Origin of the sequence: Hwangdonia sp., from assembly GCF_048381975.1 — a bacterium.
In the GTDB taxonomy this organism is placed as follows: domain Bacteria; phylum Bacteroidota; class Bacteroidia; order Flavobacteriales; family Flavobacteriaceae; genus Hwangdonia; species Hwangdonia seohaensis.
Genome location: NZ_JBLWYT010000001.1, coordinates 84,854 through 109,252, shown reverse-complemented (window position 1 = coordinate 109,252; position 24,399 = coordinate 84,854). Strand labels below are relative to the sequence as shown.

The window sequence follows — 24,399 nt, the reverse complement described above, 5'->3', positions numbered from 1 at the left end:
GGGGAGCTCAAACATACCGTTCAATCCCTAACGCAGACCAAACCGTAATCCATTAGCCTTTTGTCATTCAATCAAATCTGTTATAATAAATTACAGCTTGCACTGAGCGCAGTCGAAGTGTGGTTATCTTTTTATTAGCAACTCAAAACGTCATTGCGAAACTTTTGATAAAAAGTTGTGGCAATCTTTCAGTTTGAAAATACTATTCGACAGATTCCCACGTCGTCCCGATAGCTATCGGGACTCCTCGGCATGACGTTATCCCACAATATTCACGATTTTCCCGGGCACCACAATTACCTTTTTGGGTTCGCGCCCTTGTAATTGGTCCTTGGTTTTCTCGTGTGCCAAAACCGCTTTTTCAATGTCTTCTTTACTCATATCCAAAGGCAATTCCATCGTAAAACGCATTTTACCGTTAAACGAAATCGGGTAATTCTTGCTGCTTTCAACCAAGTGCTTTTCCTCGAATTTCGGGAACGGCGCGGTTGAAATCGACCCGGTATGTCCCAATTGATGCCATAATTCCTCGGCAATATGCGGCGCATACGGCGAAATTAAAATCAAAAACGGTTCGAGTATCTCTTTCGATGTGCATTTTTGAGCCGTTAGCTCGTTAACCGCAATCATAAAAGTCGATACCGAAGTATTAAACGAGAAACTCTCAATATCTTCCTGTACCTTTTTAATGGTTTTGTGTAAAGTCTTAAAAGCCTCCCCTAACCCCTCCGAAGGAGGGGGACTTGTTACGTAAAATGCTCCGTTTTCTCCTTGGTGGTAAAGTCTCCAAAGTTTTTTAAGGAAGGAATGCACACCCGTAATACCAGCGGTATTCCAAGGTTTATATTGCTCCAATGGCCCTAAAAACATTTCGTATAAACGCAAAGAATCCGCACCGTAATCTGAAACAATATCGTCTGGATTAACGACGTTGTATTTGGATTTCGACATTTTTTCTACTTCGCGAGTTGTAATAAATTCGTTGTTGTTCTTACATAAGAAATACGAGTCCTTAAACTCTGGCATCCAATTTTTAAATCCTTCAACATCTAAAGCATCTGATGTACCTTTCAATAAAGATATATCAACATGCTGTTTGATAGTTAAAGTTCCATCTACAAATTCTACCTTGACCTTAGGCGAACTTTGCTTATAAAAAGCAAAAATTTCAGATTTAATTTCTTTAATTAAATTATCAAAAATTTCAGTTACTAAAACACCGCTATCTTCAATGACTATTCTCTTTTTTACAGAAATAATTTCTCTTTCTTCTGTTTTAACTTGAAACTCAATGTTTGTCCAATGAACAAAAGCACTAGTCCCCAAAATCATCCCTTGGTTAATCAGCTTTTTGGCAAACTCATCAACGGGCACCAAGTTTTTATCAAACAAAAATTTCTGCCAAAAACGCGCGTACAACAAATGCCCTGTGGCATGCTCGCTGCCGCCAATGTACAAATCGACATCCTTCCAATAATTTAGTGCTTCTTGGCTTGCAAATTCGTTTTCATTACTGGCATCCATATAGCGGTTAAAATACCAGGAGCTTCCCGCCCACCCGGGCATGGTGTTTAACTCTAATGGAAAAACGTTTTCATTATCAATCAAACTATTTGAGACTACTTCCGCCTTGAGGCGGTCCCAAGCCCAAACGGTGGCGTTCCCCAATGGTGGCTCGCCGGTTTCGGTTGGTAAATATTTTTCAACTTCGGGCAGTTTAATGGGTAAATGCGCGGCATCAATCATTTGTGGCATACCATTTACATAATACACCGGAAAGGGTTCGCCCCAATAACGCTGGCGCGAAAACACCGCATCGCGTAAACGGTAATTGGTTTTTCCTTCGCCCTGACCTATTTTTTCCAATTCGAAAATAACGCGTTTTGTGGCTTTTTTATAGTTTAATCCGTTTAGGAAATCGCTATTCCCAATTACGGTTTTTTCTTTATCGGCAAAGGCTTCTTCACTTATATCAACCCCATCAAAAATATTTGGAATGGGAATTTTAAAATGTTTTGCAAAATCGTAATCGCGCTGATCGCCGCAAGGCACCGACATTACCGCACCTGTACCGTAACCCGCCAACACGTAATCGCCAATCCAAATAGGAATAGGCTCTTTTGTAAACGGATGTTCGGCGTAAGCACCCGTAAAGGCACCTGAAATGGTTTTTACATCGGCCATCCTATCACGCTCGCTACGTTTTGCCGTGGCTTCAACATAAGCGTCCACATCGGCTTTTTGCTCGGGTGTTGTAATTTGCGATACCAATTCGTGCTCTGGTGCAAGCGTCATGAAACTAACGCCAAAAATGGTATCGGGCCTTGTGGTAAACACGGAAATTTTAGATTCTGAATTTTGGATTTTGAATTCGACAGATGCTCCAACCGATTTTCCAATCCAGTTGCGTTGGCTTTCCTTTAAAGCGTCGGTCCAATCTAACTTATCCAAACCTTGTAGCAAACGCTCTGCATAAGCCGAGATGCGCATGCTCCATTGGGTCATTTTTTTACGGATTACGGGATGGCCGCCACGTTCCGAAACCCCATTAACAATCTCATCGTTGGCTAAAACGGTTCCTAAAGCGGGACACCAATTCACCTCGGTTTCGGCTAAATAGGTTAAACGGTATTGCAATAATATTTGTTGCTGTTTTTTAGATGAAAACGATTTCCAATCTTCAGCAGAAAACGGTTCGATATTATCATCGCAAACGGCGTTTACGTTAGTGTTTCCTTCTGAAGAAAATAATTTTTCTAATTCTGAAATATCTTCAGCTTTATCGGTGTCTTTATTGTACCAAGAATTGAACAATTGAATAAAAATCCACTGCGTCCATTTGTAATAATTGGGGTCGGAGGTTCTTACCTCGCGCGACCAATCGAATGAAAACCCGATTTGATCCAATTGACGGCGATAGGTTTTAATGTTTTCAGCAGTTGTAATGGCAGGGTGTTGCCCCGTTTGAATGGCGTACTGTTCGGCAGGTAAACCAAAACTATCGTAACCTTGCGGATGCAAAACATTAAACCCTTGGTGGCGTTTGTAGCGTGCATAAATATCGGAAGCGATATAACCCAACGGATGCCCAACGTGCAAGCCCGCACCGCTCGGGTAAGGAAACATGTCCAACACATAATATTTTGGTTTGTCGCTACCGTTTACGGCTTTAAAGGTTTTGTGGTCGCGCCAGTAATCTTGCCAATCTTTTTCTATTCTCCTAAAATCGTATTTCATTTTCTAACAAAAAATATTAACGTCATTGCGAAAGAGTACCGTCCCGATAGCTATCGGGAATTATCGGAACGACTGTGGCAATCTTTTGATTTGAACTTCAAAATTAACAGATTCCCACGTTCCGCTCGGAATGACGAATTCGATGGCAAATTTAAGCTTATTATAACAATGTTGAAAGTTTAAACGTTGTAATCCTAAAACCTTGGTGATTATTTTAAAAATCCGATTTAAAAATAAAAACGAGAACCTGAAAAGGATGGGATTTCCATAACCTTGGAAATGGCAAATCCAATTGAAATCAAAAGACTTAAGCCTTTTGAAGCATCTTTTCAATTTCTTTACTATTTTTACGGCATTAATCCAATTATTTTATGAGTTCATCTTTCGAAAAACACCAAAAACGCAGACTTATTTCTTCCTATTTTTCGGTGGTATTAAGCATTGCTTTGGTACTGTTTTTATTGGGTTTGTTGGGCATGCTCATTCTAAATGCCAAAAAAGTATCCGACCATTTTAAAGAGCAGGTCGTGGTGACTATTTACTTAAAAGAGAATGCCAAAGATGTTGAAGTAAAACAGCTTGAAAAAAGTTTGGCAATGGCAGATTATGTAAAATCGACCGAATATGTTTCGAAAGAACAGGCTGCCGAATTTATGAAGGCTGAAAACGGCGAGGATTTTATGGATTTTGTGGGTTACAATCCGTTGCAAAACTCTATCGATGTGCATTTAAAAGCCGATTTTGTAACCTCGGAGCATCTCGAAAAAATTTCCGCGGAAGCGTTAAATAAAAATTTTGTTGATGAAGTTACTTACGATAACGACCTGGTTAAATTGATGAACGACAACGTTAAAAAAATAAGTTTTTGGGTATTGGTAATTAGCGGTATTTTTACGTTAATAGCGGTGTTGTTGATTAATAGCTCGATACGATTGGCAGTGTATTCTAAACGATTTACCATTAAAACCATGCAAATGGTTGGCGCTACCAAACAGTTTATTCGTCGCCCATTTGTTTGGAAAAGCGTGCGGTTGGGTATTATTGGTGCGATATTGGCTTTAATTGGTATGGCCATTGTTTTGTTTTATCTTAATAAAACATTTACCGAATTAGAGTTGCTAAGCAATCCTGTTTTAGTAGGCGCATTGTTTGCTTTTATTTTTGCCTTGGGCATTATAATTACTTGGATAAGCACCCATTTTGCAACCCAGCGTTTTTTAAACTTGAAAACCGACCAACTGTATTATTAGGTATTTTACCATGGTATTAACACTTCTATTTAAATAAATCCGTTAATTTGCACTACTTATTTTATTAAGCATTATGGGAGATAAAAAACGTAAAGAAAACACAAAACCAGTTTTTGTTTTTGGAAAGAAAAACTATAAATTCATGTTTATTGGTTTAGCGTGTATCGCGCTTGGTTTTATTTTAATGGCCGGTGGCGGTAGCGACGATCCCAATGTTTTTAATCCTGAAATTTTTAATTGGAGACGTATCCGGTTGGCGCCAACCTTAATTTTGATTGGTTTTGGTATTGAAATGTATGCCATATTATTGAATCCCGATAAATCAAAGTCCAAAAAATAAATCCCAATTGGTTTTCAAACTTTACTATTTCAAATTTAATATTTTTGCCCCATGGATATAATTGACTCCATTATTCTTGGTATTATTCAAGGCCTTACCGAATTTTTACCGGTATCATCCAGTGGGCATTTAGAACTGGGAAAAGCAATTTTAGGCGATAATTCAGTGCCTGAAGAAAGCTTGTTGTTTACCGTTGTTTTGCATTTTGCAACCGCTTTGAGCACCATCGTTGTTTTTAGAAAAGATATTTTAGACATTTTTAAAGGCATTTTAAAATTTGAATGGAACGAAGACTTACAGTTTGTTAGTAAAATTGCCATTTCCATGATTCCCGCCGCCGTAATTGGCTATACCTACGAATCTCAATTTGCCGAGTTATTTGGTGGCAACATTAAGCTTGTTGGCTTTATGCTAATTATTACAGCGCTTTTGCTTTATTTGGCAGACAAGGCCAAAGACACCAATAAAGAAGTGTCTTTTCAAAATGCATTTATTATTGGTATTTCCCAGGCTATTGCGATGTTACCCGGAATTTCACGTTCTGGTGCAACCATTTCAACATCGGTATTGTTGGGGAACGATAAAACCAAAGCAGCCCGTTTTTCATTTTTAATGGTGGTGCCGTTAATCTTCGGGAAAATCGCCAAAGACATTTTAAGTGGCGATATTTCGATGGAAAGCCATAATATCACATCGCTTTCTGTTGGGTTTATCGCGGCCTTTGTAGCGGGTTTATTTGCCTGTACTTGGATGATTGCCTTGGTTAAAAAAAGCAAACTGTCCTATTTCGCTGTCTATTGCGCTATTGTTGGCGTTATTGCTATTATTTTTTCTGCACTAAACTCATAACATGATTTCGAAAGAAGCCTATCTTTCCGGACAAGTTTTACTTATCGATAAGCCTTTAAACTGGACCTCGTTTCAAGTGGTTAATAAACTCCGTTGGGAAATCCGTCAAGCTTTCAACATTAAGAAAATAAAGGTGGGTCATGCCGGTACTTTAGACCCTTTGGCGACGGGTTTATTAGTGATTTGCACGGGAAAAATGACGAAGCAAATCGATACGTTTCAAGGACAGATAAAAGAATACACGGGCACCTTTGTTTTAGGAAGCACCACGCCATCTTTTGATTTGGAAACCGAGATAAATGAAACGTTTCCAACAGAGCATATTTCAAATGAATTAATACAAGAAACCACCAAACAATTTATTGGCGAGATTCAACAATATCCACCAGTTTTTTCAGCTTTAAAAAAGGATGGAAAACGCTTATACGAATATGCAAGAGCTGGCGAATCGGTTGATATTAAAGCGAGAACGGTAAATATTGAAGAATTTGAAATCACTAAAATTGATACTTCAACGGGGGGCAATACCGGCGCAATACATTTAGACTTTAGAGTGGTTTGCAGCAAAGGCACGTATATACGGTCTTTAGCCAACGATTTCGGTAAAGCATTACAGTCCGGTGCGCATCTATCATCACTCCGAAGAACAAGAATTGGGGCGTTTCAAGTTGCCAATGCGGTATCAATTGAAAGCTTCATTGCATCGCTAAAAGACTAAATTGTTTATTTTTACGTATATTTCATATAGAATTGCACTAAATGAACACAGATTTGAACCTAACAAATCAACATAAAGCCCTACTTATCACCTTGCTATTAGCGGGTACCGTAGTACTTTCTATTTTCAATTTAAGCCTTAAAAAACAAAGTGCATTTATGTCTGAAAGCTACTATGAAATGGAGCCCGAAGAAGAACTCACCGAAGAAGAAATAAAAATACTTGAAGCCTTAGAAAACTTAAATGCCAGTAAGGCCGAAACCAATAACGCCTATAACGAAACCAGCAACAATAAGCAGTTTGCCCAGGCCTATAAACCCATTGCACCACCAGAAGATTATGTGCCAAAAAACAGCAGTGTACCCGAGCAGAATGATGCCTTTAAGAAAGCTTATGAAAGCACTGACGATTCTAAATTAAATACCGAAGAACTCTCGTCGTTTAGCAAAGTAAACGACCTGTTAAAAAAACAGCAAGACGAAGGCGCTAACACCAAAAGCACCATTAGTTTTTCGTTGGTAAACCGAAAAAAAGTGTACATTCCAATTCCGATTTATCTTTGCGAAATTGGCGGAAAAATAGTTATAAATATTACCGTAAATGCCCAAGGCGATGTTACTGATGCCTATGTAAACTCGTCTTCATCCACATCAAACGAATGCTTGGTAGAGCACGCTTTGGAGTATGCAAAAAACGCTCAGTTTAGTTCCGATGCCTCTAAAAAAAGTCAGATTGGTTCTATTACGTTTAACTTTATTGGCAAACGCTAGGCTGCAATTCGCACAACAATTCGGTAAGGTCGCTAATTACATTTTGCCCTTTATCGTTGTTGTACCAATGCTGCAAATCTTCTTTAAAATCTGGGGTTAATGTCCCGTATTTCGCCTTAAATCTATTTACATAGTTTGTGGCTTCGGTTGGACGTGGCCCAAAAGTACATACAACATTTCCGGTTGCATTTTCAACCATGATTAACTTCGGGATTGCTCTTCCGCCGTTGGTTAAAAAAGCATTCATTAAATCTGGATTGTCATCACGAAGTACCACTCTTAAATCAATATGGCTGTTTAAATCGGTTACCTTATTTATGGCTGGCACCACATGTGCCGCATCGCCACACCAACTTTCGGTAATGAGCAACCAAGTCATGTTATCCTCAAAAGACTCTATTCTTTTTTTAGCCTCGTCCGAAATTTTTATGGTTTTATCCCAACGGTTCATCCGTCTATCGTTAAGCTTGGTATAGTCTACCATCGCTTCACTTTTATCGTCTCCAGTGGTCGAATTGGCTTCAACCAACTGCTTTACCAAACTTCTGTATTCGGAATACGACATGCTATTCTTCAAACTATTCTTTATAATAGAATCCATGATTTTATGTTTTAATGACAAAATATGATGGCACAAATTTAGTATCTTGGTATTTTATTTAAGATGATATTTGTCATGTTTTAAATTTAAACCTTACAAGTGCCCAAAATGGGCATTAAATACGTTTTAATATGGAAAAACATAAATGCGGTTGGTGTGTTGGCGACGCTTTGTATGAAGCTTACCACGATGAGGAATGGGGCGTTCCGGTTTATGACGATGCGACGCTTTTTGAGTTTTTAATTTTAGAAACCTTTCAAGCGGGTTTAAGTTGGATTACCATTTTGCGTAAACGCGAAAATTTCAGGAAAGCCTTTGATAATTTCGACTATAAAAAAATAGCCAATTACAACCAAGATAAAATGGATGCTTTATTGCAAGATGCCGGTATTATAAGAAACAAACTGAAAGTAAAAGCCACCGTTACCAATGCCCAGGCTTTTATGAAAATTCAGGAGGAATTTGGGTCGTTCTCAAAATACATTTGGGGGTTTGTTGATGGCAAACCCATTAAAAACAAACTTAAAAACTATAAAGACGCACCTGCCAACACGCCATTAAGCGATGCCCTAAGCAAAGATTTAAAAAAGCGTGGTTTTAAGTTTGTGGGCTCAACCGTGGTTTATGCGCACATGCAAGCAACGGGCATGGTAAACGACCATGAAATGGGGTGCTTTAGGTATGCTGAGGTTTGATTTTTGCAGGGTCTTGTCCGTTCGCCCATCGAATGTTTAACTCTAAATAGTTTTTTTCCTTGAAATAACCCCAATCCATTAGTTCTGCAATTAAGCTTTCCAAAGTTCTCCCGCGCTCAGTCAATGAATATTCCACTGTTTATAGTGCGAAAATAATCTGATGTGCTTAAATTTACGGTCTAATTTTTAAATTAAATATTATGGCCGTAATTATGTATGTAGATTTTCCTCATAGGGAGGTTTGGGGAAAAGAAATGGCAGTTCAAATGAAAGAACTTGCACAAAGTATTGTTAATGAACCTGGTTTTGTTTGGAAATTCTGGACTGAGAATAAGAATGAAGAAATGGCAGGAGGTGTTTATATGTTCGATTCTCGGGAAAACGCAGAGAACTATCTTAAAATGCATACAGATAGATTGGTAAAATTTGGATACTCAAATATTAAAGGAAAAGTTTTTGAAATAAATGAAGAACTTTCCAATATTTGTAAAGCTCCTCTTTAATTGATTATAGGGTTTAGATAAATATAAAATCATTTGTTGTTCTTAGTTTGTCTAAATCCTCAAATTAAGTGGAATGTTTTTTTGGAATATGAATCCGTTTTAATTCTGAAACGAGTTCGAAATAAGTGATTCATATTGAAACTTAATCAAAATTATCGCTTTCACGAAAAAGTCAAGTTTCAACTGGAAACAGTCCTTCAGGTACTCCAAAAATCATTACTATTCCCGAACAAATAGATAAATTTTTTACTAAAATTTTTTCATCTAAAATTTTTTTGAACAAAAAAAGGCACTTGAAACTTTCTCAAATGCCTTTTTCAGAATTAGTCGCCTATTAGTCTTTTTTTAATTTAGTCCAATTGTTGTCTGCTTTGGCTACCAGCTCTTTATGATTGCCATCTAACCAAAGTTGCTGTGCATCTACTTCCAAATCATAAAGGAACAAATAATATTTTCCATCTTTTACTACAAATTTATTTGGGTCAACTCTAAATTTTGCTCCAACGGAAATTCCAAAAGCGCAATAACCACCATATTCTGGCAAATACTTTTTTGGGTTGGCTTCAAACGCTTTTTTTTGGTCTTCGCTTGTAAAATAATAGGCCAATCCGCTATAAGTTGCCTTAAATTCTTTCAATCCTTTTTGAGCGATGCCCAAATCTAAATAAGATACCGGACTATAACCTTGTAAGGCTATTTTACTGTCGTCAATATTATGACTGGCTTTGCTTTGTGAAAAACCTATGGTTGTAAAAAGCAGCATTGTTACGAATACTATTGATAATGATTTCATGATTTTTGTGTTTTAATTTGTGAATTTTTTATTTAAGTTTTTAATCTTCGTTGTCGCAGCTGGTTTGTGTAAACCAACTACAGTTAAAATTGTTGCGCCCAATATCCAATAATAGTAAGCATCGGTACCTTTAAATGAAAAGATAAAAGGCACTACGACGAATACCAGACCAACCAGCCCATCAACTATTAAATGGCCTTTGTAGGGAATAATACGGTAAACACCCAAATGATGGTCGGTAAGCAAGGTTAATATAAAAGCAGCAATTCCGGTGGTTACTGAAAGTTGCCATGCCAGAGGCTGCGTGCTTCCCAACCCAAATAGAAATGGCAAAACCATTAGCGCAATGGCTACTGGGTAATCCAGATAAGCGTGCATTGTTTTTGTTACGAATTTCATATTGGTTTCGGTTTAAGATTTAAAATATTGTTCCTCAATGATTTTTCCGTTTTCCCAGACCGAACGGATAATTTCGTGCCATAGAATTTTACTTCCGTCTTTCATATCAAAATCAAAAGTAAATTCGGAAAAAGAAACATTTCCGTTGAGTGAAGCGTGATGTAAAGTTATTCCGTTAACGTTGGTTATGGCACCTGCAAAACCCAGCATTTTTGTAAGCATTTCAGATTTACCGTTCGTTACCATGCCATCAAAATCTATAGTTTTAGCGTTTGAAGCAAAGTATTTTTCGGTAGCATCGACAATCTGTCCTTTTTTTACCATCTCATTCTTTGACGAGAAAATTTCATTTAATGATTGTTCCATTTTAGTTCATTTAAATTGTTTGTCAATATTGACAGTACAAATGTCTATCAATAGCAAGCCAATAAAAATGAAGTAAATCAAGAAATTTTGTTGATGTAGTTCAACTTTTCTGCTAGGTTTTTTTATTTCTGATTCTTGACAGGAACTCTGTTGACATTCCTAAATAGGAAGCCAATGCGTATTGAGGTACACGCTGAACGAAGTTTGGAAAGTTCAACAAAAAGTTTTCATATCGAGCTTCTGCCGAGTGTATGAGATTGAACAATATTCGTCTATGTTCAAAGGCGAGACCCTTTTCGGCCATGATTCGAAAAAAGGTTTCAAATTTATGGTTGGATGCTTTTAACTCTTGTTCCTTTTCATATTCCAGTTGTAGAATAACACTGTCTTCAAGAGCAACGATAAAAAGTGTTGCTGGATGTTGGTAAATGTAACTATTGAAGTCCGAGACCCACCAATTTTCAATCGCAAATTGGAGTGTGTGTTCTTGTCCTTCATCGGATATGGCATAGGCCCTAAAAGCGCCTTTTACAACGAAATTTCTGTATCTATCGGTAAAATTCGGCTGAACAATAAATTGTCTTTTTTTTACTTTAACCTCTTTAAAGCTGGAACAAAACTCCATGGCTTCGTCATCCGTCAGCGAAACAAAGTTTTGTACATAGTTTAAGAGTTGATCTTTGTTCATTTACAGAAGTTGGTTTTTTTTGCATTGCAGGAAATGCTCTAAATCCCGAAAACTATCGGGGCAGCACAAGTAATTTATACTCAACCTTAAACAAAATTATCATTTTTTCCCGAAAAGTCAAGTTACAACTGGACCTAGTCTTTCAAATACTCCAAAAACAAGTCCCTGGAAATCTCCTCGGCACCCAAACTTTCTAGGTGATTGGTGTACACTTGGCAATCTATAAGTTTGTAATTGGTGTTTTGGATAAAGGTTATAAAACCGGCTTTACTGGCATTGCTTTCCTTGGTGAACATGCTTTCGCCACAAAATATATTATTGCCCAAATCGATGCCGTACAATCCAGCAACTAGGGTGTTATCTCGCCAAACCTCAACGGATTTTGCATAGCCCAATTCGTGCATTTTCACGTAGGCTTCAATCATTTTATTGGTTATCCAAGTGCCTGCTTGTCCGCTGCGCTTTATTTTTGAGCATTCGGTAATTACAGCTTTAAATGCTTTGTTAACGGTTACGGCATAATCGCGATGACGCATTATTTGTTTCATGCTTTTGGACACTTTTAGCTTTTTCGGAAACAGCACAAATCGCGGATGCGGCGACCACCATAAAATAGGTTCTTCGGCTTCAAACCATGGGAAAATACCGTTTTTGTAAGCATGCAACAAGCGCTCGACCGATAAATCGCCACCAATGGCGAGCAGTCCGTCTGCGGTGGCTTCATTAGTATTTGGAAACCATATGTCTTTGGTTAATAGTTGCATTTATTGTAAATATAAAAACCTCAACGTTAAAATAAACATTGAGGTTGGTTTTATAAGATTCCCGCCTTCGCGGGAATGACAAACTAGTTTTATTAAAAAGGCAAATCGTCGTGATCGTCTTCTTTTAAATCGCCTGCAGGCTCAAACGCATCCATGGGCGGTACTGGTGGCAAGTTTTCGCCGGTAGCTTCAGTTTGTAAAGCCTCAATTCTCCAGCCTTGAATAGAGTTGAAATATTTGGTTTCCCCTTGTGGATTAACCCATTCTCTACCTCGTAAGTTGATGCTTATTTTAACCTGTTGACCAACTTGATAGCTGTTTAGTAAGTCTGTTTTATCTTGTACAAACTCCACCATAATATGTTGCGGATATTGCTCTTCAGTAGTTACAACTATTTCTCTTTTTCTAAACCCATTGTTTCCAAAAGTTTGAGTTTCTCCTACCATTTTTATTCTTCCTTGAACTTCCATTTAATCTATTTTTATTCTTTATTAATATTCTCTTTTTAGTATGGTTTTTAATTTAAGACAGTAATATTTTCCATGCACTTTCAACATCACCAAAACTTAAATAATTACGTGCCAATTTATGTTTTTGCCTGTGCGTTGCCGTTTTTATATTGGGGTAACGCTCACCCAAATCCTTCACAAATTCATTAACGCTGGCTTCGGTTGGTAAGGCTTCAATATTGCCCAACATGCCTAGGTCGTTTCCTGTTAAAACCATGCTGTTTTTTACAAAATCAGGAAAATTATCTACGCCAATGCCCAATGTTGATAGCGGTTTTGGAATTTCAAAAAAACCTTTTTTAGCACGGGTATAATAACTGCCACCGGCTCGGGCCACCAAATCCAGTTTTTTCTGATTTATGGCGCCATCTTCATTTAAAACCTCATTATCGATATGTAGTTTTACAACTTCGCAAATAATTAAATTGCCTGCGCCACCTTCGGTTCCCAATTTTACAATCTCGTTAACCTTACATTCAAATTGCACGGGCGATTCGGCCACACGAAACGGTTTTACAATATCGGATTTCAACATGGTTAAACCCGCTTTTTCAAACTCGTTAACACCTTCGGCATATTCGGTACTACTCAACGATGCCTGATGCACCATATCATAATTCACCACGTTAATAACCACTTCATTTAGGGCTTCTACATTTTCCAAGGTGTGTTTGGTGGTGTTATCTCTAACCCGACGCGCTGGCGAAAAAATCAGAATGGGTGGATTCGCACTAAACACATTAAAAAAACTAAATGGCGATAAGTTTGGGTTGCCTTCGGCATCTAAAGTACTCGCAAAAGCAATAGGTCGCGGTGCCACGGCGCTTAACAAATAACTATGTAATTTGCCTATTGAAAGGTCTTTAGGTTCAAACGACGTCATTTAACTTTTAAAGTTTCCACAAAACTAATCAAAAAAAACATGATAATTTAAACTAGTTTTCAACATTAATTTGCCGCTGTCAACAATTTACAATTATTTTCGTTCAAGGAAATGAAACAATGCCGGCAAACAACTAAAAACCGATTTACCAACAGCTTGCGCAATAATATTAGCAGATTTGCATTATATTACTGATTAATTAAAATTTGAATGATTTTTACCGAGTACAGAAATACGTTTCGTTGGATTATGATAGCGGCTTCGTTTATAATCGTATCGCTTATCTTATGGAAAACCTATGAGTTTTTTCAGCATTTTAAAGAAGAGGAACGTGTGAAAATGGAAAATTGGTCGTTTGCCCAAACCGATTTACAAAAGATGAACAACCTTAATGCTGATATGGGCAATTTGCCGCTAAAGGTGATAACGAGCAACACAACAACACCGATGATTCTCGTTGATTCGGATGGCAACATTTCGAGTTTTAACAACCTCGACGAAACCAAAGCCGAAGATTCAACTTATGTTAAAAGCCTGATTTATAAATTTGAAAAAGAAAACACACCCATTCAAGTAAAACAAGATGGGAAAATTATAAGCACGATATATTATGGCAATTCGCCTCTGTTAAACAAGCTTGTATACTATCCCTTTGCATTAATTTTAATTGTCGTTTTGTTCGGTGCCGTTATATTTTTCTTTTATCGCAGCAATAAAAATGCCACCCAAAACAAATTGTGGTCTGGTATGGCAAAGGAAACGGCACATCAAATTGGCACGCCATTGTCCTCTTTAATTGGGTGGACGGAGATTTTAAAAAGCGAACAGGTTAACCCCGAGTATATTGTTGAAATTGAAAAAGACGTGGACCGCCTACAAACCATTACCGAACGTTTTAGCAAAATAGGCTCCATCCCCACTTTAGAGGTTGCCGATATTATAAAAGAAACCATTGATGCTTATGATTATTTAAAATCGAGGTCCTCAAAACTTATCGATTTTGAAATTATAACCCCAAGTGGGGATATCCCGGTTAAACTCAATAAACAACTGTACAGTTGGGTTATTGAAAACTTGGTAAAAAACGCTATTGATGCCATGAAAGGCAGAGGAAAACTTACCGTTGAAATCTCTCAGCTTGAAAACAACGTAAAAGTAAGTGTAAGCGATACCGGAAAAGGCATCCCGAAAAGTCAGTTTAAAAAAATATTCGAACCCGGATTTACCTCAAAAAAACGCGGCTGGGGATTGGGCTTATCGCTTACAAAACGTATTATAGAAGATTTTCACGATGGGCAAATTAAAGTGTTGCAATCTGAAATAAACAAAGGAACAACCATACAAATTGCTTTAATGCGAGCCGTTTAAAAATTGTTGATTTATGTCTGAAAAATTTATAACCATAAAAGAAGTTGCGCTAAATAATAACTGCCCTGAATGTTTTAGTAAAGATGGGTTGCGATTAACCTTTAAGCAGAAATTTTTAGATACGAAATTTTACAAATCCATTACTGCCGATGTTAGTCACAGTATAGCCTGTAAAACCTGCAATTCCACCATTTATCCTGTGCAATGGACGGATGACATTGAACGCGTTTTTGAATACCATCAAAGAGCATTCGAACCTAAAAAAGCATCAACCTATTTAAAAAAACTATCTTGGATTGCCATCCTTTTCATAGCCGTAGTTATTGCCGGCATAGTGTTTACCGTGCTTTATGCCAAATTATAAATGCGCCTTTATAGCATCGGCCGTAGCTTGAAATTCTTCAGCAGTCATTTTAGTTTTTTGGATAAAGCGTGCATCTTCCATAGAATGCAACGGAATTAAATGTACGTGCACATGTGGCACTTCCAGCCCAATAACACTCATGCCAACACGTTTACACGGAATGGCCTTTTTGATGGCCAAGGCCACTTGTCTTGAAAATTCCATCAAACCATGGTAAGTGACATCATCCAAATCGAAAATTTTATCCACTTCCTTTTTAGGAATGCAGAGCGTATGCCCTTTACTGTTTGGGTTTACATCAAGAAATGCTAGAAAATCATCGGTTTCGGCAACCTTGTAACAAGGAATTTCGCCATTTACTATTTTAGTGAAAATTGATGCCATAAATCTTGAGGGTTTTGAGAGTATATGTAAATATAAAAGATTCCTGTTTAAGTTAAGCAGGAATCTTTTCAATATATTTTCTTATTTAAAAGATTTCCGCTTTCGCGGAAATAATAAAAATATTTATCTGGAAATCTCGATAATATCAAATTTCATTACGCCATTTGGCACTTGTATTTCGGCTACTTCGCCAACCGATTTGCCCAACAAGCCTTTTCCGATAGGTGAATTTACCGATATTTTACCCGCCGCTAAATCTGCTTCGCCATCGGCAACCAAGGTATAGTTCATTTCCATGCCATTGGTTTGGTTTTTAATTTTAACTTTCGACAGCACCAATATTTTTGTGTTATCCAACTGCGATTCGTCTATAACGCGAGCACCAGCCAAGGCATCTTCTAATTTTGCAATTCGCATTTCCAACATCCCTTGCGCCTCTTTGGCGGCATCGTATTCGGCGTTTTCACTTAAATCGCCTTTATCTCTGGCTTCAGCAATGGCTCTCGACGCTTTTACGCGCTCCACATCCTTTAATTGCTTTAACTCTGCTCTTAATTTTTTTAACCCTTCTGGTGTATAGTATGAAACTTTACTCATAACTTCATCGTTTATTTAATAAAAAGATGCTGAAACCAAAGATTCATGAATATCTGATTTAAATGGATATTTTATGAATAAACAAGTTCAGCACATAAAAAAAATCCCGCGTACACGAGATTGCTTAACAAATATACAAAATATTTGTCTCAATTTCCTTTTTGTTAGTAAATTGCGATTTAATTTTAAAACCTCATGAAGCCTTATTTCTATCTTTTAATTCTTATAATTTTCACGGCGTGCAGCAAAAATTCCGATGATAAAAACTGTAAATTTTTATTGGATGTAAGCGTAAATGTGACGATTAATTTAAATTTACCGCAATACAATCAACTTAATTCGATAGGCAATTCTGTTTATGTGGCCAATCCGGGAAATGGCGGGGTTATTGTTACCAATGCCGGTTCCGGGTTTTTAGCTTGGGATGCTGCCGATCCCAACCACACACCAACCTCTTGCTCGATAGTTTCCGGTTCTGGTTTAGAGGGCACTTGCGGTTGTACTGATGCCAACAAATATAGTTTTGTAACGGGACAGCCATTAGAAAATTCAACACTGCAATGCAGTTTAAGAAATTATCGCGTTGAACAAAACGGGAATACCCTTTTAATTTTCAACTAAAAAGCCCCAGTATAAATACTGAGGCTTTGATGTAAAATAAATCTTCTTTTTTTAGAACTTTAATGTTGCACCGAGCAAAAAGTTGGTAGTTGCTTGCGGATAATAGCCAGCGCCTTCAATAGTTGCGGTAACTCCTGGCACGCTCCAAGTATCATCGTAAGTGTAATAATAGCCGTTTGACACATATTTTTCTCCAAAAATATTATTTACCAGACCAGAAAAGGCAATGGATTTAAAAACAGACTTGGTTTTAATCTCGTAAGTTATATTAAAGTCATTTACAAAATAACTGTCTAATTTTGAAGCTTCCGAATCGTTATTCCCCATAAATTGTTCGCCGACGTATTTACTTAAAAATGACATTTGAAAGTGTGTTGCTGGACTATAAACCAAAGCATTCGCTGCAACCAATTCCGGTGAAAATGAAATGTTTGTTTTGCCCAAGTTTTCCAAAACACCATCGCGCTGAAAAAACGATTCTTTGTTTTTATTCGAACTTATTGTAAAATTTGGTTGAACAGCAAACTGCTCAGAAATCCGTATCGCTGCATCAACCTCTAAACCCAATCGGTAACTATCGCCACTATTGGTTCTAATGGGTGTGCCCGTATTGTCTATGGCGCCTGTTAAAACCAATTGCTCGTTGTATAACATATAATAGGCATTGGCGTTAATTCTGAATCCTCTATTACGGTGTCTCCAGCCTAATTCGAAGTCGTTTAACTGCTCCGGTTTAATATTCGGGTTGCTTTCAAAATCGCTACGGCTTGGTTCTCGATTTGCCCGGGCATAAGAAAAATACAGGTTGTTATTGGTATCCAATTCATAGGTAATTCCTGCTTTCGGATTGAAAAAGTTATACTGCTCATCAACCAATAAATTAATCCTATCTGATGTGAACCCTGTGGTTTTATAATTTACAAAGCGCATTTGCAAATCGCCGTACAAACTCACTTTATCATTAAGTCGATAAGTGGCCTTTGTAAACAGGCTAAAGTCTTTTTTCTTTCCTTGTCCGTTATAATAATGGTTACCAATTTCAGAATCACTTGCAAAACGCGCCCATATTATTTCGCCAAAATGATCGCCAATATAACTGCTGTACGACAAACCGAAATTCATGTCCAATACATTCTTTTTGTAATTTGCGCCCGCATTTACCACATAGAAATTGTTGTCTAACCACCGGCGACGGATTAAATCGGTTTCATCAATGGTTTCGCCACCAATATTAATTGGGGTTAAATCATATTCATCAAAAGGTTCATCTTCTTTATATTGCTCAAAATAACCCCGCCCTTTGGTATAATTCAAAGCTAGGTTTGTAGACCAATAGTTGTTGTAACGCTCGTTCCAATGTAACTGATAATGGTCTTGTTGATAGTTATCCTCTTCGTTTTCATGAAATCGGGTAACGCCATTTTCATCGGTGTATTCGCCTGCGGTATTATAAGTTCTGTGGTTTGCCAAAAGGTCTAAATCTTCCAAACCGTTCCAAGATTGATACGTAATTTCATGGCCGCTAAATGTAATGGCCTTTATTAGCGTATTATCATCTACGTAAGCCCCTTGAAGGAAGTACGATTTTAAATCGGATGAAGCTCTGTCAATATAACCATCGGATTTAATATTAGATAATCGCCCCGCAATTTCTATGTTATTATTGAGTTTACCCGTGCTAAATTTAATACTGTGCTTTCTGGTATTATAACTTCCGAAGGTATTGGATATTTCACCCTTAGCCTCTTCTGAAACCGCATCGGTAAGCACATTGATACTCGCGCCAAAAGCACCCGAACCGTTGGTTGATGTACCCACGCCACGTTGCAGTTGTAAACTTTCAACCGAAGACGCAAAATCGCCTAAATTCACCCAAAATGTCCCTAAAGATTCCGCATCGTTGTACGGGATGCCGTTGAGTGTAATATTGGTTGATTGCGCATTAATACCACGTATGCGAATACCTGTGTAACCCACGCCAGCACCAGCATCGGTGGTGGTTACAACTGATGGCAAATAGTTTAATAAAACAGGAATGTCCTGTCCTAAATTACGTTTTGACAACTGTTTTTTGGTAAGGTTGGAGTGTGTGATGGGCGATGTCGCATTTACACGAACGGCTTTTACTAAAACTTCGTCCAGACTTTCAATTTTTGTTGTGTCTTGCTGGGTTTGATTTTGTTGTGCTGTTGCACGGACTGATAACACTAAAAGTGTTAAAAAAAGAAAAATGTTTTTCATTACGATTATGTTTATAATCGAATAAAAAGAGGCAATTATTCTTTAATTGTTATTGATTTGTTTTTGAGCGTAATACTTATACGATATTGTAAAGTTAATTTCCATTTTGAATCCTTAATTTAAACCAATTAAAATTCAGAAGTAAAAACCAACATTGATGACCTTATCGCACTCGCTAAAAATATCCACTGGATATTTTCTTAACGCTCGATTCCTAAACAGCATTACCTGTTCTAGGTTCAATGGGTATGATCTCAGCCTTTTTGGAAGTTAAAAGTTAAACGTTTTATAGTAAAAGTATACATAGACTGTTTACTGAAAACCGATGACTGCTAACTGAAAAAGCACCCCTTTTTTGAGAACGCTGCAAAGTTAGTTAACAATTAATAATTAACAGAGAAAAAGCAATAGTTTTTTAGTCTAAGTCTGGTTTTTTTCGGTTCGCCTTTTTTTCTGAACGGTTGCGCTTGTTTTTCAATCGTTTTCTAATAACCGATTTTGGAATTCTGGTGGGAATTCTTCTTTTTGGGATAATTAACGATGTTGTTACTAAATCGAAAAACCGCTTAATTACCAAATCTTTGTTTTTGTGTTGGCTGCGGCTTTCATCGCACTGTAAAATTAGCACGCCGTCTTTGGTTAACCGATGTTTTAGCTTGTTTTGTAAGCGTTCTTTTTGATGCTCGTTAAGCGCGAACGATTCCAATACATTAAAAGTCAACTCAATTTTTGAAGACACTTTGTTTACATGTTGTCCGCCAGCACCAGAACTTCTAACGGCTTTAAATGTCAACTCTTGCAAAAGGGCTTCTTTATTAATCATGCCAAATCTTGGTGCTCGGGTTTTAGCAAATCGTTTACCGTTTTTACAGGATTAAAGGTTTCTACGGGCACTTCAACAAAAATGGAGTTCCAATAGGCCATACTGCCATTCCATAGCCCGGGCAGTTCCAGTGCTTTTATATCAACACCGTTTTGGGTTTTCATGGTTATAAAAGCCGCTTCGGGATCGACAAAATTTAAAAGATTGAATTTTTCGCCTTTGTAGTTTTTGGTGCCGCAAACCAAATCGGTTGGGTTAAAATGGGTTGCGTTTTTAACAATTTCGGCTTGTTGGGTATTATCAATATCAATTTGGGCAAACTCCGCTATTTGTAGCGATATGTTGCCGTTTTCGTCCTTAACCCAAAATGGGCCACCTCCAGGTTCGCCTTCGTTTTTAACCATGGCACAAACACGAATGGGTCGGTTTAATTTTTCCTTTAAAAACCGTTTCTTTTTATCTGAAGGTAAATCATCAAATTCATCGCCAATGGAAACATTCATTTTTGTCGATAAAAACATGGCTATGGTAAGCATATCTGCTTCTGAAACAGATTCATCATCTAATTTATGTAAAAACGAAAAAGCTTCCTCTTGGGCTTCAATAAGCACGCCGGCAATGAGTTTTTTGTACTTGACTAGTTTTTTGTTCCGATTAAAAACCACGATATTATCGACGTTTTTAATAAAAATAAGATCGCTGTTTATGGCATTCAAATTTTCAATTAACGCGCCATGGCCTGCGGGACGGAATAAAATAGAGCCATCTTCATTTCTGTAAATCTCATTATTTGTTGTTAAGGCTACGGTTTCGGTTTCTTCTTTTTGATACGAATACGTTACGTTAAAAACCGTGTTTGTTTTTTCCTCTACTTCCTTTTTGATTTTTTCTAATTCTGAATCAAAATACGGATGGTGTTTTTTAGAAACCGTAAAGTGAAGGTTCGCTTTCTTGTTTGATGAAGCGTACAAAGTCGATTCCAATAAACGCTCATGAAACGCCGTAATGGCACCCGTTTTATAGTTATGAAACGGCAGTAGTCCTTTTGGGAAAAAACTATAGTTTAAAGCATCTTCGCTCAACATGGTTTTCACAAAGGCCAAACAGGCTTCATCTTTTGTTAAACTCTCAAAATTGGGGTGTATCGCTTTTGCTTTTGATAAGACTTCGCTGTAAATCGGAAAGCTTTCTAAATTTGAAACAAAGGTTTTTATGAGCCTGTCGTTATGTCTTTCAGCATATTCTTCGATGGTTTCTTTTGAAGGGTTGTAGTTTTTTAAAAACTGAAACAAAAATTTGAACATACGCGTAGCCGCACCCGATGCAGGCACAAACATGACGATGTTTAAACTGTCTCTTTTTGCATCAAATAATGCAACAAAATTCTGGATTTCAGTTTCATTATAACTTTTAATGCCATTTCCAATATTTGCTGCTTCCGCCAAATTAGAATAAGACATCCCGTTTTTTATGCGGTTAACCTGGGCTTCAATCTGCTTTAGGGTTATGCCTTTTTTTTCAATATGTTGAATATCTTTTTCTGAAAACATTAGTTTTTGTTTTTTAGTAATTCATCAATATGTTTTACGGCTTTTTGCAATCGGGTTTGTTTATCGCCTTTTAACAAAACATAAGGTCTGTTGTTGTCTTTTAAAGCACTCTCAAAAGCCCGAAACATTTCTTTTCTATGTTCTGGTTTATCACGCAAATCGTCAGCTTCCCAAGGTGTATCAATATACGTTAAAAAGTATAAATCGTAAGTGTTTTTTAAGGCGTATTTTTCCAAAATCGGGTCGCAGGTGCCTAAATAATAGGTCTCCGAATAGACTTTGGTTTCCAGCAAATCGGTATCGCAAATTAAAACGGTATTGGTTTTTTGTGCCAATTCATTTTCAAGTTTCATTTGGCCTTCGGCTATGGGCAATAAATCTTTTGGTTCGCAGGTTTTGCGCTCGTTATTCCATTTGTTTTGCAAATATTCGCGGGCATATTCGGGCACCCAAACCGAATTGTAATAACGCGCCAACTGGCGAGACAGTGTTGTTTTACCCGTTGATTCCGGGCCAAATAAAACTACTTTTATGCAGTTTGCGGGTTGCTGTTTAAGTTTTTCTTCCATGCTAAATAACCGAATATGGCGATAAAGGTAAAGCCAAAATACTGAAAACTAGTAAATGTAAAGCCTTTGTAAAAATATAACGGTATGGAAATCAAGTCTCCGATAATCCAAAAAACCCAATTTTCAAGTTTTCGTCGTGCCATTAGCCACATGCCAACAAAAAATATGGCAGTTGTAATCGTGTCTATATAGGCTACAATGCTGGTCCATTTATCAAATGTTTTATATACCAAATAAACAAATAAAAGCGTTGCTAAAAATATAAAGGCGCCTATTTTTTTTTCGTTGAAGGTCATTTTGGTAATTGGGGTTACCTGTGTTTCATCCACTTTTCTCGTCCAAATATACCAGCCGTAAACACTCATTATAAAATAATAAGCGTTTATCATCATATCGCCCAACAATTCCCATTTAAACAATAAATACACAAAAATAATAGTGCTAATCATGCCAGTTGGAAACACTAAAACTTTATTCTGTTTTGAAAACCAAACGGAAAGAAAGCCAAAAATAACGGCTATAATTTCTAGGATAATATCAACAGTTTGATAATCGGCATATTGCTCGAATAAAAAATCAAAAATGGGGCTCATAATCCTGTCTATCTGTTTTAACTATTTTCATGTAAAGCAGACCATTTTCAATGAGTTGGAAGGCCTCTTTTATTTCGTTGTTGAGTAAATTCATCACCTCATCGTAATCGCCATAAACCTGTGTGCTCAATGGATTTTCTAGAACCTTGAGATTTGATGCTCTTAATTTTTTTATAAAATGAATGATTGCTGGTTCGAACTCGTCTTGCAACGGTGTTAATGTTAATTCTACTGATATTTTCATAATTTATTTTTGTCATTCCCACGAAGGTGGAAATCTTTATCTATTTAATGAGATGCTAAAATACCGAAACAAGTTAAGTACGGGCACCTTCAGCATGACGTTTTACTTTCTTAAGTCGTCAAAAAACGATTCGTCCTCCTCAAAGGCGGTTCCGATAACCACCATGTCGGCTCCCGATTGGTACGCGCTTTCCAATTGTTGTATGCTTTTTATACCACCGCCAACTATTAACGGAATTTTTATGTCTTGTTTTACTTTTGTAATTATTTCTGCACTTACAGGATTTAAAGCGCCACTTCCTGCTTCCAAATAGATGAGTTTCATACCTAATAGCTCTCCTGCCTTAGCGGTATCCGCTATGTTTTGAGTCGCTTTTCCAGCCATGGGTTGTGTATTTGTGACGCGCTGAACAGCAGTTTCCTTGCCGCCTTCAATTAAAATATATCCTGTTGAAATCACTTCCAAATTGCTGCTTTTTATTTTTGAAATAGACGCCACGTGTTTTCCAATTAAATACTCAGGGTTTCTTCCGGAAATTAGGGATAAAAATAAAACCCCATCAGCTTTATCGGTAATTTGGGATGTGTCTCCGGGAAATAAAATAACAGGTAAACTGGTCTGCTTTTTTATTTCGGAAACCACGTTTTCAGTCGCTTGAGCTTCAACGGTACTGCCTCCAACAAAAATATGAGTGGCAACCGATTGGTTTACTTTTTTAAAGAAACGCACCGCATTTTCAACGGAAAACTTTTCAGGGTCAATTAATACCGCCAATAACCTTTCTTCGGCAGAAATAGACTTTATTATGTTTTGATATATTCTTCTATTTGTCACAAATACACGAATGATGGTTTGAAAATTCCAAAAAGCAAATTCTAAATATCAAAATGCCTAAAAGTATTTTCATTTATCTGTTTTCTTTTCTCTTTCTTCTTGATTCTATTAAATGGCATACGCACAAGTAAAACCTTCAAACTCTAAAAAGCGAATATTGTACCGGTGTTTTCTGGTTTTATAATCAATCCAAGCCACGGTTTCTTCATCATGTAAATTAAAAGGAATAACCAAGCAATGCTTTTTAAAACTCAATCCCGGTGTGGCATAAAGCTTATACAACGATTCTTTTACACACCAAATAGTGGTTAGTTTTTTTATGTAATCGGCATCGTTTTCATCTAAATAATCAAACTCGTAATCAATAAATTTATGCGCGATGATATTAATTTTCTGCCGTTGTTTTTCAATATCTATCCCAACGGCTAAATCACTTACAATTACTGCCGAAAACTGAAACGAATGGGTAATCGAAATCTGTTTCCCATCTTTTAAATGGGGCTTTCCACAGTCATCGTAAAACAAATCGGCATCGGTATAACCGAATGCCTCCAATAATTTCCTAACGCTTAAAAACCCGCGTTGGTGCATTTCGCTTTTCATACCCAAAACACGCTCCAAACTTTTGGGTTTTAAGCTAACGGACTGAAACAAATCGCTATACGGCTCCGAAATCTTCCAGATTTTAACAGTAGTTTGTGAGTTTGGTGTAATGGTTTTATAAAGTGGCATTTACTATTCTGAAAGTTATTGATTATCTTTGCACTGCCTAAGGCAGATTTGGCATTTTTAATGAGCGAATTTAACTAAAATAAGTACCAAATCCCAAGGGCAATCTATATAAAA

Annotated in this window: 30 protein-coding genes; 10 read left to right on the top strand and 20 right to left on the bottom strand. The window is 37.2% G+C overall.

Going from position 1 to position 24,399, the window contains the following annotated elements:
* Positions 1-258: 258 nt before the first annotated feature.
* Complete coding sequence (locus tag ACN5J7_RS00485) at positions 259-3,237, bottom strand: leucine--tRNA ligase (protein ID WP_418602237.1); 2,979 nt, start codon at positions 3,235-3,237, stop codon at positions 259-261.
* A gap of 371 nt (positions 3,238-3,608) precedes the next feature.
* On the opposite strand from ACN5J7_RS00485, the gene ACN5J7_RS00480 reads away from it, so the two are divergent.
* The 5 genes from ACN5J7_RS00480 (at position 3,609) to ACN5J7_RS00460 (ending at position 7,164) form a co-directional block, all read left to right on the top strand.
* Positions 3,609-4,487, top strand: coding sequence for a cell division protein FtsX (locus ACN5J7_RS00480; RefSeq protein WP_418602236.1), 879 nt, complete (start codon positions 3,609-3,611; stop codon positions 4,485-4,487).
* A gap of 73 nt (positions 4,488-4,560) precedes the next feature.
* Entirely contained in the window at positions 4,561-4,827 is a 267-nt protein-coding gene (locus ACN5J7_RS00475) for a DUF3098 domain-containing protein (protein WP_311936499.1), read from the top strand.
* A 51-nt stretch (positions 4,828-4,878) separates the two neighbouring features.
* On the top strand, positions 4,879-5,676 hold the full coding sequence (locus ACN5J7_RS00470; RefSeq protein ID WP_418602235.1) for an undecaprenyl-diphosphate phosphatase: 798 nt from the start codon (positions 4,879-4,881) through the stop codon (positions 5,674-5,676).
* 1 nt (position 5,677) lies between these two features.
* Entirely contained in the window at positions 5,678-6,394 is a 717-nt protein-coding gene (gene truB / locus ACN5J7_RS00465; RefSeq protein WP_311936493.1) for a tRNA pseudouridine(55) synthase TruB, read from the top strand.
* Between the two features lie 41 nt (positions 6,395-6,435).
* Positions 6,436-7,164: an energy transducer TonB family protein gene (locus ACN5J7_RS00460; protein WP_418602234.1), complete on the top strand. Its 729-nt coding sequence runs from the start codon at positions 6,436-6,438 to the stop codon at positions 7,162-7,164.
* Here the strand turns inward: ACN5J7_RS00460 and ACN5J7_RS00455 are convergent.
* Positions 7,148-7,765, bottom strand: coding sequence for a thioredoxin family protein (locus ACN5J7_RS00455; protein WP_418602233.1), 618 nt, complete (start codon positions 7,763-7,765; stop codon positions 7,148-7,150). The genes ACN5J7_RS00460 and ACN5J7_RS00455 overlap by 17 nt on opposite strands.
* Positions 7,766-7,896: 131 nt before the next feature.
* On the opposite strand from ACN5J7_RS00455, the gene ACN5J7_RS00450 reads away from it, so the two are divergent.
* Complete coding sequence (locus tag ACN5J7_RS00450) at positions 7,897-8,460, top strand: DNA-3-methyladenine glycosylase I (RefSeq protein ID WP_311936477.1); 564 nt, start codon at positions 7,897-7,899, stop codon at positions 8,458-8,460.
* Here ACN5J7_RS00450 and ACN5J7_RS00445 read toward each other — a convergent pair.
* Positions 8,441-8,596 (bottom strand): winged helix-turn-helix transcriptional regulator, encoded by a 156-nt coding sequence (locus ACN5J7_RS00445; RefSeq protein ID WP_376717811.1) that lies wholly within the window; start codon positions 8,594-8,596, stop codon positions 8,441-8,443. The two genes, ACN5J7_RS00450 and ACN5J7_RS00445, sit on opposite strands and share 20 nt — an antisense overlap.
* A 64-nt stretch (positions 8,597-8,660) precedes the next feature.
* Here ACN5J7_RS00445 and ACN5J7_RS00440 point away from each other — a divergent pair, with 64 nt between their 5' ends.
* Entirely contained in the window at positions 8,661-8,963 is a 303-nt protein-coding gene (locus ACN5J7_RS00440; protein ID WP_311936471.1) for a monooxygenase, read from the top strand.
* 334 nt (positions 8,964-9,297) lie between these two features.
* Here the strand turns inward: ACN5J7_RS00440 and ACN5J7_RS00435 are convergent, their stop codons facing one another.
* The 7 genes from ACN5J7_RS00435 to ACN5J7_RS00405 all read right to left on the bottom strand — a co-directional run bounded on the left by ACN5J7_RS00435 (position 9,298) and on the right by ACN5J7_RS00405 (position 13,365).
* Complete coding sequence (locus ACN5J7_RS00435) at positions 9,298-9,756, bottom strand: YHS domain-containing (seleno)protein (RefSeq protein WP_418602232.1); 459 nt, start codon at positions 9,754-9,756, stop codon at positions 9,298-9,300.
* Between the two features lie 12 nt (positions 9,757-9,768).
* Positions 9,769-10,155 (bottom strand): SPW repeat domain-containing protein, encoded by a 387-nt coding sequence (locus ACN5J7_RS00430; protein ID WP_418602230.1) that lies wholly within the window; start codon positions 10,153-10,155, stop codon positions 9,769-9,771.
* A gap of 12 nt (positions 10,156-10,167) precedes the next feature.
* Entirely contained in the window at positions 10,168-10,521 is a 354-nt protein-coding gene (locus ACN5J7_RS00425; RefSeq protein WP_418602229.1) for a SnoaL-like domain-containing protein, read from the bottom strand.
* 112 nt (positions 10,522-10,633) lie between these two features.
* Positions 10,634-11,209 (bottom strand): Crp/Fnr family transcriptional regulator, encoded by a 576-nt coding sequence (locus tag ACN5J7_RS00420; RefSeq protein ID WP_418602228.1) that lies wholly within the window; start codon positions 11,207-11,209, stop codon positions 10,634-10,636.
* A 134-nt stretch (positions 11,210-11,343) separates the two neighbouring features.
* Positions 11,344-11,973: a leucyl/phenylalanyl-tRNA--protein transferase gene (gene aat, locus ACN5J7_RS00415; RefSeq protein WP_418602227.1), complete on the bottom strand. Its 630-nt coding sequence runs from the start codon at positions 11,971-11,973 to the stop codon at positions 11,344-11,346.
* 92 nt (positions 11,974-12,065) lie between these two features.
* Positions 12,066-12,443, bottom strand: coding sequence for a DUF3127 domain-containing protein (locus ACN5J7_RS00410; protein ID WP_311936441.1), 378 nt, complete (start codon positions 12,441-12,443; stop codon positions 12,066-12,068).
* A 52-nt stretch (positions 12,444-12,495) separates the two neighbouring features.
* Positions 12,496-13,365: a flavin reductase family protein gene (locus ACN5J7_RS00405; protein WP_418602226.1), complete on the bottom strand. Its 870-nt coding sequence runs from the start codon at positions 13,363-13,365 to the stop codon at positions 12,496-12,498.
* 210 nt (positions 13,366-13,575) lie between these two features.
* Here ACN5J7_RS00405 and ACN5J7_RS00400 point away from each other — a divergent pair, with 210 nt between their 5' ends.
* Positions 13,576-14,733 carry a sensor histidine kinase gene (locus ACN5J7_RS00400; RefSeq protein WP_418602225.1) on the top strand — a complete coding sequence of 386 codons (1,158 nt, stop codon included), beginning with the start codon at positions 13,576-13,578 and terminating at the stop codon, positions 14,731-14,733.
* Positions 14,734-14,746: 13 nt separating this feature from the next.
* On the top strand, positions 14,747-15,097 hold the full coding sequence (locus ACN5J7_RS00395) for a hypothetical protein (protein WP_311936428.1): 351 nt from the start codon (positions 14,747-14,749) through the stop codon (positions 15,095-15,097).
* Here the strand turns inward: ACN5J7_RS00395 and ACN5J7_RS00390 are convergent.
* Together ACN5J7_RS00390 and greA are read right to left on the bottom strand one after the other, a co-directional pair.
* Positions 15,092-15,481 carry an HIT family protein gene (locus ACN5J7_RS00390; protein WP_418602224.1) on the bottom strand — a complete coding sequence of 130 codons (390 nt, stop codon included), beginning with the start codon at positions 15,479-15,481 and terminating at the stop codon, positions 15,092-15,094. The genes ACN5J7_RS00395 and ACN5J7_RS00390 overlap by 6 nt on opposite strands.
* Positions 15,482-15,604: 123 nt before the next feature.
* Positions 15,605-16,078, bottom strand: a complete 474-nt coding sequence (gene greA / locus ACN5J7_RS00385) for a transcription elongation factor GreA (protein ID WP_311936421.1) — start codon at positions 16,076-16,078, stop codon at positions 15,605-15,607.
* Between the two features lie 195 nt (positions 16,079-16,273).
* Between greA and ACN5J7_RS00380 the strand changes: the two genes are divergently transcribed.
* Positions 16,274-16,699 (top strand): hypothetical protein, encoded by a 426-nt coding sequence (locus ACN5J7_RS00380; protein ID WP_418602223.1) that lies wholly within the window; start codon positions 16,274-16,276, stop codon positions 16,697-16,699.
* Between the two features lie 51 nt (positions 16,700-16,750).
* On the opposite strand, the gene ACN5J7_RS00375 is transcribed toward ACN5J7_RS00380, so the two are convergent.
* From ACN5J7_RS00375 to ACN5J7_RS00340, 8 genes are all read right to left on the bottom strand, one after another.
* Positions 16,751-18,940: a TonB-dependent receptor gene (locus tag ACN5J7_RS00375; protein ID WP_418602222.1), complete on the bottom strand. Its 2,190-nt coding sequence runs from the start codon at positions 18,938-18,940 to the stop codon at positions 16,751-16,753.
* Between the two features lie 415 nt (positions 18,941-19,355).
* Positions 19,356-19,763: an alternative ribosome rescue aminoacyl-tRNA hydrolase ArfB gene (gene arfB / locus ACN5J7_RS00370; RefSeq protein ID WP_311936408.1), complete on the bottom strand. Its 408-nt coding sequence runs from the start codon at positions 19,761-19,763 to the stop codon at positions 19,356-19,358.
* Positions 19,760-21,313, bottom strand: coding sequence for a DUF4301 family protein (locus ACN5J7_RS00365; RefSeq protein ID WP_418602221.1), 1,554 nt, complete (start codon positions 21,311-21,313; stop codon positions 19,760-19,762). Before ACN5J7_RS00365 ends, arfB begins: the two co-directional genes overlap by 4 nt.
* Positions 21,313-21,882: an AAA family ATPase gene (locus ACN5J7_RS00360; protein ID WP_418602220.1), complete on the bottom strand. Its 570-nt coding sequence runs from the start codon at positions 21,880-21,882 to the stop codon at positions 21,313-21,315. The genes ACN5J7_RS00365 and ACN5J7_RS00360 overlap by 1 nt, the downstream gene beginning before the upstream one ends.
* Positions 21,843-22,475, bottom strand: a complete 633-nt coding sequence (gene pnuC / locus ACN5J7_RS00355) for a nicotinamide riboside transporter PnuC (protein ID WP_418602219.1) — start codon at positions 22,473-22,475, stop codon at positions 21,843-21,845. The genes ACN5J7_RS00360 and pnuC overlap by 40 nt, the downstream gene beginning before the upstream one ends.
* Positions 22,459-22,719, bottom strand: a complete 261-nt coding sequence (locus ACN5J7_RS00350) for a thiamine-binding protein (RefSeq protein WP_418602218.1) — start codon at positions 22,717-22,719, stop codon at positions 22,459-22,461. Before ACN5J7_RS00350 ends, pnuC begins: the two co-directional genes overlap by 17 nt.
* 102 nt (positions 22,720-22,821) lie before the next feature.
* A complete protein-coding gene (locus tag ACN5J7_RS00345) occupies positions 22,822-23,553 on the bottom strand; it encodes a geranylgeranylglyceryl/heptaprenylglyceryl phosphate synthase (RefSeq protein WP_418602216.1) in 732 nt (243 codons plus the stop codon).
* A gap of 108 nt (positions 23,554-23,661) precedes the next feature.
* Positions 23,662-24,285 carry a 4'-phosphopantetheinyl transferase family protein gene (locus ACN5J7_RS00340; protein ID WP_311936385.1) on the bottom strand — a complete coding sequence of 208 codons (624 nt, stop codon included), beginning with the start codon at positions 24,283-24,285 and terminating at the stop codon, positions 23,662-23,664.
* Positions 24,286-24,399: the final 114 nt, after the last annotated feature.

Excerpts from the sequence above, each read along its gene's own strand:
- ACN5J7_RS00485 (WP_418602237.1), bottom strand. The coding sequence starts at position 3,237 with ATGAAATACGATTTTAGGAGAATAGAAAAAGATTGGCAAGATTACTGG.
- ACN5J7_RS00480 (WP_418602236.1), top strand. The coding sequence starts at position 3,609 with ATGAGTTCATCTTTCGAAAAACACCAAAAACGCAGACTTATTTCTTCC.
- ACN5J7_RS00475 (WP_311936499.1), top strand. The coding sequence starts at position 4,561 with ATGGGAGATAAAAAACGTAAAGAAAACACAAAACCAGTTTTTGTTTTT.
- ACN5J7_RS00470 (WP_418602235.1), top strand. The coding sequence starts at position 4,879 with ATGGATATAATTGACTCCATTATTCTTGGTATTATTCAAGGCCTTACC.
- truB (WP_311936493.1), top strand. The coding sequence starts at position 5,678 with ATGATTTCGAAAGAAGCCTATCTTTCCGGACAAGTTTTACTTATCGAT.
- ACN5J7_RS00460 (WP_418602234.1), top strand. The coding sequence starts at position 6,436 with ATGAACACAGATTTGAACCTAACAAATCAACATAAAGCCCTACTTATC.
- ACN5J7_RS00455 (WP_418602233.1), bottom strand. The coding sequence starts at position 7,765 with ATGGATTCTATTATAAAGAATAGTTTGAAGAATAGCATGTCGTATTCC.
- ACN5J7_RS00450 (WP_311936477.1), top strand. The coding sequence starts at position 7,897 with ATGGAAAAACATAAATGCGGTTGGTGTGTTGGCGACGCTTTGTATGAA.
- ACN5J7_RS00440 (WP_311936471.1), top strand. The coding sequence starts at position 8,661 with ATGGCCGTAATTATGTATGTAGATTTTCCTCATAGGGAGGTTTGGGGA.
- ACN5J7_RS00435 (WP_418602232.1), bottom strand. The coding sequence starts at position 9,756 with ATGAAATCATTATCAATAGTATTCGTAACAATGCTGCTTTTTACAACC.
- ACN5J7_RS00430 (WP_418602230.1), bottom strand. The coding sequence starts at position 10,155 with ATGAAATTCGTAACAAAAACAATGCACGCTTATCTGGATTACCCAGTA.
- ACN5J7_RS00425 (WP_418602229.1), bottom strand. The coding sequence starts at position 10,521 with ATGGAACAATCATTAAATGAAATTTTCTCGTCAAAGAATGAGATGGTA.
- ACN5J7_RS00420 (WP_418602228.1), bottom strand. The coding sequence starts at position 11,209 with ATGAACAAAGATCAACTCTTAAACTATGTACAAAACTTTGTTTCGCTG.
- aat (WP_418602227.1), bottom strand. The coding sequence starts at position 11,973 with ATGCAACTATTAACCAAAGACATATGGTTTCCAAATACTAATGAAGCC.
- ACN5J7_RS00410 (WP_311936441.1), bottom strand. The coding sequence starts at position 12,443 with ATGGAAGTTCAAGGAAGAATAAAAATGGTAGGAGAAACTCAAACTTTT.
- ACN5J7_RS00405 (WP_418602226.1), bottom strand. The coding sequence starts at position 13,365 with ATGACGTCGTTTGAACCTAAAGACCTTTCAATAGGCAAATTACATAGT.
- ACN5J7_RS00400 (WP_418602225.1), top strand. The coding sequence starts at position 13,576 with ATGATTTTTACCGAGTACAGAAATACGTTTCGTTGGATTATGATAGCG.
- ACN5J7_RS00395 (WP_311936428.1), top strand. The coding sequence starts at position 14,747 with ATGTCTGAAAAATTTATAACCATAAAAGAAGTTGCGCTAAATAATAAC.
- ACN5J7_RS00390 (WP_418602224.1), bottom strand. The coding sequence starts at position 15,481 with ATGGCATCAATTTTCACTAAAATAGTAAATGGCGAAATTCCTTGTTAC.
- greA (WP_311936421.1), bottom strand. The coding sequence starts at position 16,078 with ATGAGTAAAGTTTCATACTATACACCAGAAGGGTTAAAAAAATTAAGA.
- ACN5J7_RS00380 (WP_418602223.1), top strand. The coding sequence starts at position 16,274 with ATGAAGCCTTATTTCTATCTTTTAATTCTTATAATTTTCACGGCGTGC.
- ACN5J7_RS00375 (WP_418602222.1), bottom strand. The coding sequence starts at position 18,940 with ATGAAAAACATTTTTCTTTTTTTAACACTTTTAGTGTTATCAGTCCGT.
- arfB (WP_311936408.1), bottom strand. The coding sequence starts at position 19,763 with ATGATTAATAAAGAAGCCCTTTTGCAAGAGTTGACATTTAAAGCCGTT.
- ACN5J7_RS00365 (WP_418602221.1), bottom strand. The coding sequence starts at position 21,313 with ATGTTTTCAGAAAAAGATATTCAACATATTGAAAAAAAAGGCATAACC.
- ACN5J7_RS00360 (WP_418602220.1), bottom strand. The coding sequence starts at position 21,882 with ATGGAAGAAAAACTTAAACAGCAACCCGCAAACTGCATAAAAGTAGTT.
- pnuC (WP_418602219.1), bottom strand. The coding sequence starts at position 22,475 with ATGAGCCCCATTTTTGATTTTTTATTCGAGCAATATGCCGATTATCAA.
- ACN5J7_RS00350 (WP_418602218.1), bottom strand. The coding sequence starts at position 22,719 with ATGAAAATATCAGTAGAATTAACATTAACACCGTTGCAAGACGAGTTC.
- ACN5J7_RS00340 (WP_311936385.1), bottom strand. The coding sequence starts at position 24,285 with ATGCCACTTTATAAAACCATTACACCAAACTCACAAACTACTGTTAAA.